General features: G+C 34.3%; 12 protein-coding genes. 10 read left to right on the top strand and 2 right to left on the bottom strand.

The window, feature by feature from the left end; all coding sequences use genetic code 11:
• Positions 1-28: 28 nt before the first annotated feature.
• Together BXU11_RS00545 and BXU11_RS00540 are read left to right on the top strand one after the other, a co-directional pair.
• Positions 29-1,003 (top strand): polyprenyl synthetase family protein, encoded by a 975-nt coding sequence (locus BXU11_RS00545; protein ID WP_078210626.1) that lies wholly within the window; start codon positions 29-31, stop codon positions 1,001-1,003.
• 66 nt (positions 1,004-1,069) lie between these two features.
• Entirely contained in the window at positions 1,070-1,423 is a 354-nt protein-coding gene (locus BXU11_RS00540) for a hypothetical protein (RefSeq protein ID WP_078210625.1), read from the top strand.
• A gap of 101 nt (positions 1,424-1,524) precedes the next feature.
• Here BXU11_RS00540 and BXU11_RS00535 read toward each other — a convergent pair whose 3' ends face one another.
• Positions 1,525-2,061 (bottom strand): hypothetical protein, encoded by a 537-nt coding sequence (locus BXU11_RS00535; RefSeq protein ID WP_078210624.1) that lies wholly within the window; start codon positions 2,059-2,061, stop codon positions 1,525-1,527.
• 115 nt (positions 2,062-2,176) lie between these two features.
• On the opposite strand from BXU11_RS00535, the gene BXU11_RS00530 reads away from it, so the two are divergent.
• The 5 genes from BXU11_RS00530 to BXU11_RS00510 all read left to right on the top strand — a co-directional run bounded on the left by BXU11_RS00530 (position 2,177) and on the right by BXU11_RS00510 (position 10,337).
• Positions 2,177-4,966: a 2-oxoglutarate dehydrogenase E1 component gene (locus tag BXU11_RS00530; protein ID WP_078210623.1), complete on the top strand. Its 2,790-nt coding sequence runs from the start codon at positions 2,177-2,179 to the stop codon at positions 4,964-4,966.
• A 97-nt stretch (positions 4,967-5,063) separates the two neighbouring features.
• A complete protein-coding gene (odhB, locus tag BXU11_RS00525; protein ID WP_078210622.1) occupies positions 5,064-6,290 on the top strand; it encodes a 2-oxoglutarate dehydrogenase complex dihydrolipoyllysine-residue succinyltransferase in 1,227 nt (408 codons plus the stop codon).
• Between the two features lie 141 nt (positions 6,291-6,431).
• On the top strand, positions 6,432-9,542 hold the full coding sequence (locus tag BXU11_RS00520) for a class I SAM-dependent DNA methyltransferase (protein ID WP_078210621.1): 3,111 nt from the start codon (positions 6,432-6,434) through the stop codon (positions 9,540-9,542).
• The gene (locus tag BXU11_RS00515) at positions 9,542-10,141 is read left to right on the top strand and encodes a hypothetical protein (RefSeq protein WP_078210620.1); all 600 of its coding nucleotides are present in this window, start codon (positions 9,542-9,544) and stop codon (positions 10,139-10,141) included. Before BXU11_RS00520 ends, BXU11_RS00515 begins: the two co-directional genes overlap by 1 nt.
• Before the next feature lies 1 nt (position 10,142).
• The gene (locus tag BXU11_RS00510) at positions 10,143-10,337 is read left to right on the top strand and encodes a hypothetical protein (RefSeq protein ID WP_078210619.1); all 195 of its coding nucleotides are present in this window, start codon (positions 10,143-10,145) and stop codon (positions 10,335-10,337) included.
• A 220-nt stretch (positions 10,338-10,557) separates the two neighbouring features.
• On the opposite strand, the gene BXU11_RS00505 is transcribed toward BXU11_RS00510, so the two are convergent.
• Positions 10,558-11,004 carry a retropepsin-like aspartic protease gene (locus BXU11_RS00505; protein WP_078210618.1) on the bottom strand — a complete coding sequence of 149 codons (447 nt, stop codon included), beginning with the start codon at positions 11,002-11,004 and terminating at the stop codon, positions 10,558-10,560.
• Positions 11,005-11,088: 84 nt separating this feature from the next.
• Here BXU11_RS00505 and BXU11_RS00500 point away from each other — a divergent pair, with 84 nt between their 5' ends.
• The 3 genes from BXU11_RS00500 (at position 11,089) to BXU11_RS00490 (ending at position 14,076) form a co-directional block, all read left to right on the top strand.
• Positions 11,089-11,856 (top strand): TatD family hydrolase, encoded by a 768-nt coding sequence (locus BXU11_RS00500; RefSeq protein ID WP_078210617.1) that lies wholly within the window; start codon positions 11,089-11,091, stop codon positions 11,854-11,856.
• Positions 11,857-11,921: 65 nt separating this feature from the next.
• Positions 11,922-13,058, top strand: coding sequence for a 1-acyl-sn-glycerol-3-phosphate acyltransferase (locus tag BXU11_RS00495; RefSeq protein ID WP_078210616.1), 1,137 nt, complete (start codon positions 11,922-11,924; stop codon positions 13,056-13,058).
• Positions 13,048-14,076: an asparaginase gene (locus BXU11_RS00490; RefSeq protein ID WP_078210615.1), complete on the top strand. Its 1,029-nt coding sequence runs from the start codon at positions 13,048-13,050 to the stop codon at positions 14,074-14,076. Before BXU11_RS00495 ends, BXU11_RS00490 begins: the two co-directional genes overlap by 11 nt.
• Positions 14,077-14,127 lie beyond the last annotated feature (51 nt).

The following is a 14,127-nucleotide window of genomic DNA, read 5'->3' as shown; positions in this document are numbered from 1 at the left end:
GGAGCTTGCTAATCGAATTTTTATAAACATGTATTCAGTTTCAGCCTACCAAGAGTTTTTTGTAGCTTATCTCGAAAACCAATCCATTCATAAAGAACCTCGCAACCTTTATGATCCTATTCACTATATTTTGTCCTTGGGTGGAAAGCGTATGCGTCCAGTGTTGACTTTAATGAGTGCCGAAATATTTGATGCCAATTATCAAAAAGCATTACCAGCAGCCATGGCGGTGGAGGTTTTTCATAATTTTTCTTTAGTGCATGATGATATTATGGATGCTGCGCCTTTGAGGAGAGGACACGAAACCGTTCATGAAAAATGGGATACCAATACTGGAATTTTATCTGGTGATGCCATGCTTATTTTGGCCTATCAATATTTTGAAAAATACGAACCCAAAACGTTTCGAAAATTAGCAAAGTTATTCAGTAAAACAGCTTTGGAAGTTTGCGAAGGACAGCAATGGGATGTGGATTTCGAAACGAGAAACAACGTTACGATTCCAGAATATTTAAAAATGATCGAATTCAAAACGGCAGTTTTGGTGGCAGCTGCTATGAAAATGGGTGCAATAATCGCTAAAACGTCCAAAACCAATGCTAAATTAATTTATGATTTCGGATTGAATTTAGGTATTGCTTTTCAGTTACAAGACGATTACTTAGATGCTTTTGGAGATCCTGCAACCTTTGGGAAACAAGTAGGAGGGGACATTATTGAGAATAAAAAAACCTATCTTTATTTAAAAGCATTAGAGTTTTCAAACGAGAAGCAAAAAGAGCAATTAATTGATTTGTTTTCAATTCAACCCGAAGCAGTAACAACAAAAATTGAACAGGTAAAACAAATTTTTACAGAGAGCGGTGCTTCAAATGCTACTCAAGAAGCGATTGAAACTTATACACTTTTGGCTTTTGCGACATTGGATAAATTAAATATTACGCCAGATAAAAAGGAACTATTGAGAGCTTTTGGTAAAAACTTAATGGAACGAAAAGTTTAAAGAATTAGTCGAGCAAGGCAAAAAAATAAAAGTCACCATGCTATTATAAGCATTAAAAAGCAAACCATGTATGTAGCTCCCCTAAATATGGATCATTTACTAACGGAAGCAACAAAGGAGGATTTGTATGTAAAGTTGGTGGCTCAAATCAATAAAGATTTTAATCTTGCCAACGAAAGCATAGATTTTTCTTTAAGTGTTTTGCCCGATGAACTCAAAATTGCTTTACAAGATAAAATATACCGACTTATTCAGTACAAGTTCGCCGAATATTTAAACCTGCTCTATATTATTGATGTGCCTGAAAACGAGATTAAGCAATTGGACGGTTCTGATATTGTCGAATTGTCGGGTCAAGTCGCATTTTTAATTTTAAAGCGAGAGTGGCAAAAGGTGTGGTTTAGGAATTTTTATCGCTGAGTTTCGCTTGGTTTTATACTTAGAAATGGAGTAATTACATTTTTGACTATTTTTCTAGTACCTTCTTCACTTACTCTTAATTATTCCTTATTTGATTCTTTCTAAAAATAAACCCTTACAAACGGCATGAACGCTTCGCTGTAAATACTTTTGTTGTCATCGTGTAACAAGTCATAGCGAATTCCAATTGTAACATTGTTGCTTCGGTAACCTGCCCCAACATATAAAGCAGTATTCCAAAAATTATCCGAAGCGATGTTTCCTGTTATTGTTCTGAAATCAGTATTGAATCGTAATTGTTCTAGCTCAGCCGAAAGTTGAATTTGCGGAATAGGATTGAGTAATCCAATTAAGCTTCCTCCATAAGTGTAGGTTTCGTAGCTATTTTTTACCTTAATATACCCAAATTGTAGACTGGCTCCAAGTGCAACAATTGGATTGATGTTATAAATAGCACTTGGCGCAACAGAAATATCAGTAAATCCTGACCCAAAATTCAATCCAAGTCCTCCTCCAAACTGAATTTTTTTGCCAAAACTATTCGAAAGGGATTGTTGCGCATACAACGATTTCGTAAAACTGAAGCATACGAATAGGAAAATCAACGAGCTAACAGTAAAAAAATTAATTTTTTTCATGATAATGGGTTTTATTTAACAAAAACTGCAGTAAAAGTAATCAAAAAGTTGAATTAGTTATATCCGTTTATTGTACTTTTGTCGGACTATTTTAAAAATTCATTCAACTAATACTATGGATAAGTTTTCATTTTTAAACGCAGCACACACCGAATTTTTTGCACAATTATACGATCAGTATTTAGAAAATCCAGATAGCGTAGAGCCAAGTTGGAGAAGTTTTTTTCAAGGTTTCGATTTTGGAATGACTACGTATAATGAAGAACAGGCCAGTCTTCCACCAGCACAAGCTATTGTTCAAGCTTCTGACGATTCTTGTTTTGCATCCAATGCACAACTTTCAGAAAAATTACAAAAAGAATTTAGAGTTATCAAATTAATTGAGGGCTATCGTATGCGAGGGCATTTGTTTACCAAAACAAATCCTGTTCGTGACCGTCGCGTATATTTACCAACTTTAGATATTGAAAATTTTGGTCTAGTTTCCTCTGATATGGATGTTGTTTTTGATGCGGCCAAAGTGATCGGATTAGAACCTTGTTCATTGAGAAAACTTATCGGACACTTAGAGCGTATCTATTGTCAACACATCGGTATAGAATATGTGTTTATTCGTAAACCTGAAGTAGTAGAGTGGATTCGTCAAAAAATTAGAATCAATGACAATCAACCTAATTTCTCAGCTGATGAGAAAAAGGTGATTTTAGAAAAATTAAATCAAGCGGTATCCTTTGAAAACTTTTTACATACTAAATATGTAGGTCAAAAACGTTTTTCTTTAGAAGGAGGCGAAACGATCATTCCTGCCTTGGATGCTTTGATTGAAAAAGCAGCCGATAAAGGTGTAGAGCAATTTGTAATGGGAATGGCACACCGTGGACGTTTGAATGTCCTTGCTAACATTTTTGATAAATCTACTCAAGATATTTTTAGTGAGTTTGACGGAAAAGATTACGATCAAGAATATTTTGATGGGGACGTTAAATACCATTTGGGATTAACTGCGGATAAAGTAACTCGAAATGGTAAAAAAATCAACATCAACTTGGCGCCAAATCCTTCTCACTTAGAAACTGTAGGTGCCGTTATTGAAGGAATTACTAGAGCGAAACAAGATAAGTACTATGCGGATGATTTCTCTAAAGTTTTACCTATTGCCGTGCACGGTGATGCCGCGATTGCTGGTCAAGGAATCTTGTACGAAATTGTGCAAATGGCGCAGTTAGATGGGTACAAAACTGGCGGAACCATTCATATTGTAATCAACAATCAAGTAGGTTTTACTACGAACTATCTTGATGCTCGTTCGTCAACGTATTGTACGGATGTGGCCAAAGTAACCCTTTCGCCCGTATTACACGTTAATGCTGACGATGCAGAGGCTGTAGTTCATGCCATGTCATTTGCGTTGGATTTCAGAATGGAATTTGGACGCGATGTGTTTATTGACTTACTTGGTTACAGAAAATATGGTCATAACGAAGGAGATGAGCCAAGATTTACACAACCTGTTTTATATAAATTAATTGCAAAGCATCAAAATCCAAGAGATATCTATGCTGAGAAATTATTAGCAGAGCGAGTGATTGACGCTACTTATGTTAACCAAATTGAAAAAGAATACAAAGATAAACTCAACGATAACTTAGAAGCTTCTCGTAAAAAGGAATTAACGGTAATTACTCCATTTATGCAAAATGAATGGAATGGTTTTGAACAAGTTTCTGCTGCTACTATGTTGCAAAAAGTTAAAACTACAGTAGACAAAGAAACACTTGACTCAATTATCGAAACTGTTTCGAGCTTGCCTTCAGATAAAAAATTCATCAACAAAATTTCCAAAATTGTAGCCGATAGAAAAACAGGATACGATAATAACACGATCGATTGGGGAACTGCCGAAACCATGGCGTATGGTTCGCTTTTGATCGAAGGTTATGATGTCAGAATTTCGGGACAAGATGTAGAGAGAGGTACTTTTTCACACCGTCATGCAGTTGTAAAAGTAGAAGATTCAGAGGAAGAAGTTGTTTTATTAGATCATATCAAAGACAAAAAAGGAAACTTCTATGTATTTAATTCTTTCTTGTCTGAGTATGGGGTTTTAGGATTTGATTACGGCTATGCTTTGGCCAATCCAAATGCCTTGACAATTTGGGAAGCACAATTTGGAGATTTCTCTAATGGTGCCCAAATTATGATTGACCAATATATCTCTTGTGGAGAAGACAAATGGAACAATCAAAACGGAATCGTGATGTTATTGCCTCACGGTTACGAAGGGCAAGGAGCAGAGCATTCTTCTGCAAGAATGGAACGTTACTTACAACTTTGTGCTCGTCATAATATGTTTGTGGCCGATTGTACTACGCCGGCCAATTTCTTCCACTTGTTGAGAAGACAAATGAAAACGAATTTCCGTAAACCGTTAATTGTGTTTACTCCGAAAAGTTTATTGCGTGATCCAAGATGTGTTTCGCCGTTGGAAGATTTTACGCATGGTGAATTCCAAGAAACTATTGATGATACTGCAGTAAACAAAGCTGAGGTGAAAACATTAGTATTCTGTACAGGTAAATTCTATTATGACATTACTGCCGAAAGAGGTATTAATGGAAGAGTGGATGTAGCTGTAGTGCGAATCGAACAATTGTTCCCATTACCAATCGAGCAGTTAAAAACGATTATCGCTCAGTATCCAAATGCCGACGATTATGTTTGGGCACAAGAAGAGCCGAAAAACATGGGAGCTTATACGTATATGTTAGCTAATTTTGATTTGGTAAAATGGAGATTAGCTTCGTTAAGAGCTTACGCTGCACCAGCTTCAGGAAGTTATACCAGAGCCAAGCGCCGTCATGCTGACGCCATTAAAATGGTATTTGATAAAAATTTATTTAGATAAAAGCTTTAGTGGTTTTTTGTTGGTAATTTCAAATCCGATACAAAACCATAAGCCTCAAACTAATAACCATAAACTACAAACAATAAACTAAAAGAAGATGATTTTAGAAATGAAAGTCCCATCACCAGGGGAATCGATCAAAGAAGTAGAAATAGCCACTTGGTTAGTAAAAGATGGTGATTATGTAGAAAAAGATCAAGCGATTGCTGAAGTAGATTCAGACAAAGCTACCTTAGAGTTGCCAGCAGAAGCCAGTGGTATTATTACTTTAAAAGCAGAAGAAGGCGATGCTGTAGCTGTAGGCGCAGTAGTTTGTTTAATTGATACTAGCGCAGCAAAACCATCTGGTGTAGCACCAGTGGCAGCACCAGCACCAGTAGCCGAAGCTCCAAAAGCAGAGGTGAAAGTTGAAGCTCCAAAAGCAGCTCCAGTAGCTCCAAGTTATGCTGCAGGCACACCATCACCAGCGGCAAGAAAAATATTAGACGAGAAAAATATAGCTCCAGCAACCCTTGTTGGAACTGGAAAAGCAGGTAGAATCACTAAAGAAGATGCGATTAATGCAGTGCCGTCTATGGGAACGCCAACAGGAGGTTCTCGTGGTGTAGAGCGTACCAAATTGTCTATGTTGCGTCGTAAAGTATCTGAGCGATTAGTAGCTGCCAAAAACGATACGGCAATGTTGACTACTTTCAATGAAGTAAACATGACGCCTATCAACAACTTGCGTAACGAGTATAAAGATGCTTTCAAAGCAAAACACGGTGGAGTAAGTTTAGGCTATATGTCTTTCTTTACCAAAGCGGTAACTAGAGCGTTGCAATTGTATCCAGACGTAAACTCTATGATGGATGGCGATTACAAAGTAGCCTACGATTTCTGTGATATCTCAATCGCTGTTTCTGGACCAAAAGGTTTAATGGTGCCAGTAGTTCGTAATGCAGAAAACTTGACGTTCCGTGGAGTTGAAGCCGAAATCAAACGTTTGGCTTTGAGAGCACGCGACGGACAAATTACTGTAGATGATATGACAGGAGGAACCTTTACGATTACCAATGGTGGTGTTTTTGGTTCAATGTTGTCTACTCCAATTATCAACCCTCCACAGTCAGGAATATTGGGAATGCACAACATCATTGAGCGTCCAATTGCTGTAAATGGTAAAGTTGAAATTCACCCAATGATGTACGTAGCCCTTTCTTATGACCACCGAATCATCGACGGACGCGAGTCAGTTGGTTTCTTGGTAGCAGTGAAAGAAGCATTAGAAAATCCAGTGGAGTTGCTTTGCGATAACAATCCTAAAAAAGCATTTGAGTTGTAGTCCATTCCATTTTAAATACACAAAATCCCAAATTCCAATACTGGTTTTTGGGATTTTTTTTGTTAGTATAATAATTAAAAATATTTTCCGTATCAGTACGGAATATTAAATTTTAAATTATTTTTGTTTAAAACCCAAATAATGTCAAATTCCATTTTTCAACAACTCGATTTCAATGACTTTGCAAAAGATAGCAAGGAAATTGATATTGAAATATTTGATATTGAAAGACATGGAATTGTTAAAGTATATGAAAATGAAAATCAACCCGCATTATTTTTAAAAGAGGTTGATTCTTTTGATATACAAACTTTAAATTTAATTGCTGAAATTCAGCATACTTGTTGGAATTTTCAAAAAGTTTTATTTCTCTATGTTTATACTAAAACAGAAATTAGAATTTATAATTGTTCTGTAAAACCTTTCGTTTTAGATAAAAATATAGCTGACTTAAAGTTAAAAAGTCAATTACAAGAACTGCAACTTTTTTGTTGTGAGGAAACAGACGAAGCAAAATTAAAAACTCTTAATACACTTTTTTCAAGAATTGCTATTGACACAGGATTTATTTGGTCAGCAATTGAAGCTAAAGAGATAAAAGACAAACTAAATCTCCAAAATAGAGTTGATAAATATTTAATTAAGAGTTTAATTAATGTTTCGAGGAAGCTAGAAAAAGAAGGGTTAAAAGACAAAGACATCATTCATAAATTAGTGATGCGTTCTTTATTTTTATTGTATTTAGAAGATAAAGGAGCGACTACAAAACCATTTTATGCTACTTTTTTAGATCATGCGGATTCTTATTTTAAGGTTCTAGAAAATATTGAAGCTACTTATAATCTATTCCAAAGATTATCCAATGACTTTAATGGAAGTTTATTTACTATAACTCAAGAGGAAAGAAATCTAGTCAAACCAAATCATTTAGAATTAATAAAAAAATGTTTTATTAATGGTTGTGAAAATGATGAACAAATTATTCTTTTTGAAGGCTGGAGGTTATTTGATTTTAGTATTATTCGAATTGAATTATTAAGTGAAATCTACGAAAACTTTTTATCCGAATTAGATGAAAAAAATAAAAAAGATTCTGGAACTTTTTATACACCTCCATCATTAGTTGAACTGATTTTAAATGAGAAGTTACCCATTCAAAAAGACAAAACCAATTACAATATAAAAACTCTTGATCCAAGTTGTGGTTCAGGAATTTTTTTGGTTCAAAGTTTTAAGCGTTTAGTAAAACGTTATGAAAACAAATACAAAAAAAAGCCGGATTTCGATATTCTGGTAAAGATTCTAAAAGACAATATTTTCGGGATTGAAATTGAACCAAAATCAATTAAAGTTGCGGCATTTAGTTTGTATTTAGCGTTGTTGGACAATCTAGACCCAAAGACAGGTTGGTGGAATGGGAATATTAAATTTCCTTATTTAATAAACGATCCTGATGATTTAACTTTAAATGAACAAGGATATAATCTTTTTAAAAGAGATACTATTTCAGATTTCGAAATATCAGAATTGCAAAATTTTCAATTGGTAGTTGGAAATCCTCCATTTGGGACAAAAAACTTATTACCAACAATAAAAACTTATTGTGAAGCAAATGATTTTGCAAAAGAAATGGTTTTGCCATTTATGCACAAAGCCACTTTATTAGCACCAAAAGGTGAAATTGCCCTGATTTTTAACACCAAAGTTTTGACTAATACAGGTGGGACGTATCAAAATTTTAGACAATGGTTATTCAACGGAAATTATGTAGAAAAAATTTATAATTTTTCCATTTTAAGAAAAGCTCCTAAAAATTCAGGTGGTCACCTTTTTGGTTCAGCGGTAGAGCCAATTAGTATAGTTTTTTATAAAAAAGAAAAACCTGCAAGTCCAAAAGCTACCATTACATATTATGCACCTAAGACCTATATTAAAAATGATATCTTAGAGGGAATTGTAATTGATTCATCGGATGAAAAGCATTTGCCAAGAATAGAATGTGAAAAGAAAGACACTAGAATCTGGAAAATAGCAATGTGGGGAAGTTATTTTGATTTTGAGTTGATTGAAAAGTTGTTTAAAAATAAATCATTAAAAAACGATTTAAGAAAAAACAATATTAAAAATGGTGTAGGATTTCAATTATTGACAAACAAAAGAGATAAGCCTAAGAAAAATATTTTTATCTCGGAAAATAAATATTTAGATGCTGATTATATAGAAAGATTTACATCTAATAGTTCAAATTTAAAAGGTATTAATTCTTCTATTAAAACAATTAAAGCAAAATTATTTTATGGGATTGATAACTCTTTAAGAAAAGATGTTGGAGTTCAAAATATAAATATTTTCAGAAGATTAGGAGATTTAGACGCTTATTTATCACCTCATTTGTTGTTGAAAAAAGGATTGAATGATAACCAAATTTGCGCTTCTTATTTAGATGAAGTCTGTACTTTTAGAGATGGCGTATATGGATTTTATTCTTTGGACAAGAATGAAAATTACTTAAAAGCATTAACAACATTATTAAATTCTAAAATTAGCTCATATTTACTTTTCTTAACTATTTCTTCTTATGGAATAGAAAGGGAACAAATTATGAAAAATGAGTTTCTTACTTTGCCATACACAATAAATGAAGATATTAAATTCACTTTAGTATATTTATTTGATAAAATTTTATCGATAAAAAAATTAGATGAAGAGAATGGTTCAAAAGCGGATATTCTTCTTTTAGAAAAGCAAATTGATAAGATTATTTATAATGATATGTTAAAGTTAACAGAAGACGAGCAGATAATAATTCAAGACACACTTGATTATAGTTTGGATTTGTTTGAAAATCAAGAGAAATCTAAAGCAGTTTTACCAGTTAATGAAATAAATATTTATCTTAATAGACTAACAAAAGAACTAAATAATTGGTTGGATGATGTTGATTTAAAAGCTTCTGCAACAATTTATGATATCAAAGGAAATTGCCCATTGTATTTGGTTAAAATATCATTTGGGAATGAAGAAAAACCTGTTTTCGAATCAAAAGAAGATATTTATAAAGAATTAAAAACATTGGATAAAAAACTATGGAGTAAAGATACTCCAAGTGTTTATTTCAGAAAAAAACTAAACTATTATGATAATAATGATGTTTATATCATAAAACCCAATCAAAGACGTTTTTGGAGTCAAACCGCTGCTATGGAGGATTGTAAATCTTTATTAGTTGAAATTCTTAATATGAAAGAATAATGGCAGGAACTTTAAAAGCTTCAATATCTCAAAAATTTCAAAATAAATTCAAAGAAAGATGTACAACTTTGTTTGTTGAGGCGTATTCTACTTCCATTTCTAATAAATCTATTTTATTAGACTTTCATGAAAACGACATAACGGCAATTCTTCATAATTATATCGATGAAAATCCTAAAAGAAAAACTTGGGAAATTTCAACCAATTTAGAAAACCATCTATTTGATAGAGAGGCAGAATTTGTTAGAGGTTTTGCCGCAGAATTTTCAAGGATTGATATGCGTTTTACTAAATTTTGGCAGAAAGAAGAATTTAAATATCATGTAGAAGCTAAGAATCTTAAAGCAAACGATTCTGGTTTAAAAAGACGATATATATCTACGGGGATTGATAATTTTTTAAAAGGTGGAAAATATTTTGAATGTGAAGGGTTTCTTGTCGGGTATATTCTTGAAGGGACAGTTGATAATTGTGTTGAAGGTATAAATAAGTTACTCCAAAAGGATGAAAGAGTAGCTGAAAGGATAAATAATAATTTTTTTTCTACTCATAATGGTAAGGAGCTTTTTCATCTTTTTTTAGATTTTGTAAAATTGTAGTATGGATATAGAAAATAAAATTCAAAAAGCAATTATTAACAACAAACTTAACCCTTCGATTTTAGGGGAAAGAAAATGGTATAACTATTTTATAAGAGTTACGAAATTAGTTTGGGTGAGAAATTTTCATGACGGTTATTTGATAGAAGTTTATGATGAAAAACATGGAAATCATTTAGTTACTGTAACTTTATAATCCTTTTTTAGCATGATCTCAAACAAAAAGAAGCCATTTTAAAGAAATACTTATAATAAAATAAATCCCAAACTCATTTAGAATTTGGGATTTGTTTTAGAACAAGAAATTCTGTTTGAAGCACTTTACCGCAATAACGATAGGAGCGGCAGCTTTTGCAAAACTTCCATTTAAGGTTTTGCAAAACTATAGCGGATAGCGTGGTGCCTTGGCAATTGCCCTAAAAATCTTGTTTCAAATACAAATAATGATTAAAGTAATCAATAATCCCTTTGCCTTTTAGGAGAATGTCGGCGCCAATAATGCCGTGAACGGGTTTGGCTTTGTGTTGAGTGAGCGCTTCGTTGACGTGCGATAAGTCGAAAATCACAAGTGCGGCATCATCGGTTTTCCAGCGGCCCAGTTGCAGCTTGTTGTCGGTAGAAAGTTGGGTTAGCATTCCAGTGGCGCCTGCGCCTGCGGCTTTGGTTTTGGATTTTTTGGCCTTTAACTGAAAGAAATCGATGCCTTCAAAACCTACGCAACTGCTTGAAGCGCCAGTGTCGAGTATGAAATTACCCGCAATACCATTGATTTTGGCTTTGACCAATAAATGCTGGGTTTTAATGATTTTGAATCGGATTTTTTGGTAGTTTTCGGTTTGTAAGATTGCGTGTAGATTTTCCATAATAAAAGTGCCTTTTCAAAAGTAGCCTAAAAATTTTAAAACTACTAGGGCAAAACGCTAACTTTGTCCCGCAAAAATGATACAATGATACTTACTGATACGCATACCCATTTATATTCTGAAGAATTTGACCAAGACCGAGGCGAAATGATACAACGTGCCATCAATGCTGGCGTTTCTCGTTTTTTTATTCCAGCTATTGACTCGACTTGTACTCAAGCAATGTATGATTTGGAACAGGATTTTCCAGAGAATGTTTTTTTGATGATGGGCTTGCATCCAACGTATGTGAAAGACAATTACGAAGCCGAGTTAGCGCACGTAGCTTCCGAACTAGTCAAGCGAAAGTTCTTCGCGATTGGTGAAATAGGCATCGATTTGTATTGGGACAAAACGCATCTTAAGGAACAACAAATTGCTTTTAGACAACAAATTCAGTGGGCAAAGCAGTACAAATTGCCCATAGTGATTCACTGTCGTGAGGCTTTTGATGAAATTTTCGAAATTCTAGAAGAAGAGAAAAGCCCAGAATTGTTTGGAATATTCCACTGTTTTTCGGGAACCTATGAACAAGCATTACAGGCCATTTCTTATAATATGTTGTTAGGAATTGGTGGTGTAGTAACGTTTAAAAACGGAAAAATTGACCAGTTCTTAGACCGCATTGATTTACGCCACATTGTACTCGAAACCGACTCGCCTTATTTGGCTCCGATTCCCTTTCGCGGTAAGCGAAACGAAAGCAGTTATGTAGTGAATGTAGCCGCAAAGTTGACTGCAATTTATAACTTGAGTGTAGCCGAAATTGCTCAGATTACTACCGAAAATTCGAAACGGGTATTTGGGATTTAAGGGGAAATGTACCTATTGTTTGCCTTTTTTTTCGTTCTTTTGTGCCCATTAAAAGTGAAAATCCAATGCAAAAATTTGACGCCATACGACCATTTTATGATTCTGAAGTAAATCAAGCTTTATCTGATGTGATTCAGCATCCGATGATGAAAGCTTTGATGAACTTTTCGTTCCCTGAGGTAGAAGATGAGGTTTGGAAGGAACAGCTCAAAAAAACACACTCTATTCGTGATTTTCAGTGTAATTTTATTTATCAATCGGTTGGAAAAATTTTAGAGAAAAGTTCCGATGGATTGACCACTTCTGGATTTGAACATTTAGAAAAAAATACCGCCTATTTGTTTGTTTCGAATCACCGAGACATACTTTTAGACACCACTTTGCTCAACGCCACCTTGTTCGAACACGGATTGGTGATGACAGCCTCGGCAATCGGAGATAATTTAGTTAAGAAATCTTTTTTGAAGGTCTTAGCCAAATTAAATCGCAATTTCTTAGTACTTCGCGGACTTTCGCCAAGAGAAATGTTGCAAAGTTCTAAATTACTTTCTGAATATATCGGACAATTGTTGTTGCACGAAAACCGTTCGGTTTGGATTGCGCAACGCGAGGGCAGAACCAAAGACGGTAACGATGCCACTAACCCAGGTGTTTTGAAAATGTTGGGCATGGGTTCGGATGAAAAAAACATCATGGATTATTTCAAAAAAGTGAAAATTGTACCGGTTTCTATTTCCTATGAATACGATCCTACTGATGTTTTGAAAATGCCACAATTAATGGCTGAGGCCAATAATGAAATTTATATCAAAGAGAAAAACGAAGATTTTAAGAATATTTTGAGTGGTGTTTTAGGGACAAAAAAACGTATTCATATTCACGTTGGAAAAGTAATCGATTCCGAAATTGATGCAATTGTGGCGCATGAAGGCAATGCTAATAAACAAGTTTTAGGTCTGGCACAAGTTATAGATGATGCGATTTTGACTAACTACAAATTGTGGCCTACCAATTTTATTGCTTTTGATTTGTTGCACAAAACGAATCAATACAGCCATTTGTATACAGAAGAAGAAAAAGCCTTGTTCGAACGCCGTTTGGAAATGCGAATTGATCATGATAATCCACAACTTTTAGAAGGGTTTTTGGCGATGTATGCAAATCCGGTGGTGAATAAATTGAAATATACCAATGTCTTCTAATATCAAAATACTACTAATTTATACCGGTGGAACCATCGGTATGCAAAAAGATTTTGAGACGGGAGCGCTAAAAGCTTTCAACTTTAGTAAGCTTTTGCAACGCGTGCCAGAGTTGAAGTTGTTGGATTGTGCCATTGAAACCATTTCTTTTGAAAACCCTATTGATTCCTCTAATATCAGCCCCGAGAGTTGGGTAGCTATTGCTGAGGTAATTGAGCAAAATTATGCTGATTTTGATGGTTTTGTAGTGCTTCACGGTTCAGATACCATGTCATATTCTGCGTCTGCCTTGAGTTTTATGTTGGAGAATCTAGGAAAGCCAGTGATTTTTACAGGCTCTCAACTGCCTATTGGTGATTTGAGAACAGATGCTAAAGAAAATCTGATTACAGCCATACAAATTGCTTCTTTACAAGAAAATGGGAGGCCCTTAGTTTCAGAAGTTGGATTGTATTTTGAATACAAATTGTATCGAGGGAATCGTACAACAAAGATTAGTGCGGAACATTTTAATGCTTTTACTTCTCCCAATTACCCTTTTTTGATAGAATCAGGAGTACATCTTAAAGTAAATAGCGACTTGTTGTTGCCTTTGCCACAAAATAAGGTGCTTAAAATTCATAAATCCTTTGACAACAATGTCATGATTGTAAAAATGTTTCCGGGAATCAATCAAAAGATACTCGAAACACTAATGGCTGTCCCTGGATTGAAAGGGGTAGTATTGGAAACTTTTGGATCCGGTAATGCTCCAACCGAAAATTGGTTTGTTCAATTATTGAAAAATGCCATTGAAGCGGGAATACATATTGTAAACGTTACGCAGTGTTCCGGAGGAAGTGTAGATATGGGCAAATATGAAACCAGTTCTCAGCTCAAACAAATTGGAGTGATTTCTGGAAAAGACTGTACCACAGAGGCTGCCATTACCAAACTAATGTTTTTGTTAGGTCAGCCTATTTCTAATGAAAATTTTAAAAATCAATTCGAAAAATCAATTCGAGGCGAAATGGGTTAATTATTACTTTTTTCCTTTTCTAACTCAATTTTTTTTAAGTTATTTGCAAAC

Origin of the sequence: Flavobacterium sp. LM5, from assembly GCF_002017945.1 — a bacterium.
GTDB lineage: Bacteria > Bacteroidota > Bacteroidia > Flavobacteriales > Flavobacteriaceae > Flavobacterium > Flavobacterium succinicans.
Note: the sequence above shows the minus strand (reverse complement) of the source record. Positions and strands in the feature narration are given on the sequence as shown.

What these genes read in the sequence shown, in the direction of transcription:
- BXU11_RS00515 (WP_078210620.1), top strand. Translation starts at nt 9,542, where the DNA reads ATGGCAGGAACTTTAAAAGCTTCAATATCTCAAAAATTTCAAAATAAA.
- BXU11_RS00520 (WP_078210621.1), top strand. Translation starts at nt 6,432, where the DNA reads ATGTCAAATTCCATTTTTCAACAACTCGATTTCAATGACTTTGCAAAA.
- BXU11_RS00510 (WP_078210619.1), top strand. Translation starts at nt 10,143, where the DNA reads ATGGATATAGAAAATAAAATTCAAAAAGCAATTATTAACAACAAACTT.
- BXU11_RS00495 (WP_078210616.1), top strand. Translation starts at nt 11,922, where the DNA reads ATGCAAAAATTTGACGCCATACGACCATTTTATGATTCTGAAGTAAAT.
- odhB (WP_078210622.1), top strand. Translation starts at nt 5,064, where the DNA reads ATGATTTTAGAAATGAAAGTCCCATCACCAGGGGAATCGATCAAAGAA.
- BXU11_RS00505 (WP_078210618.1), bottom strand. Translation starts at nt 11,004, where the DNA reads ATGGAAAATCTACACGCAATCTTACAAACCGAAAACTACCAAAAAATC.
- BXU11_RS00490 (WP_078210615.1), top strand. Translation starts at nt 13,048, where the DNA reads ATGTCTTCTAATATCAAAATACTACTAATTTATACCGGTGGAACCATC.
- BXU11_RS00545 (WP_078210626.1), top strand. Translation starts at nt 29, where the DNA reads ATGTATTCAGTTTCAGCCTACCAAGAGTTTTTTGTAGCTTATCTCGAA.
- BXU11_RS00535 (WP_078210624.1), bottom strand. Translation starts at nt 2,061, where the DNA reads ATGAAAAAAATTAATTTTTTTACTGTTAGCTCGTTGATTTTCCTATTC.
- BXU11_RS00540 (WP_078210625.1), top strand. Translation starts at nt 1,070, where the DNA reads ATGTATGTAGCTCCCCTAAATATGGATCATTTACTAACGGAAGCAACA.
- BXU11_RS00530 (WP_078210623.1), top strand. Translation starts at nt 2,177, where the DNA reads ATGGATAAGTTTTCATTTTTAAACGCAGCACACACCGAATTTTTTGCA.
- BXU11_RS00500 (WP_078210617.1), top strand. Translation starts at nt 11,089, where the DNA reads ATGATACTTACTGATACGCATACCCATTTATATTCTGAAGAATTTGAC.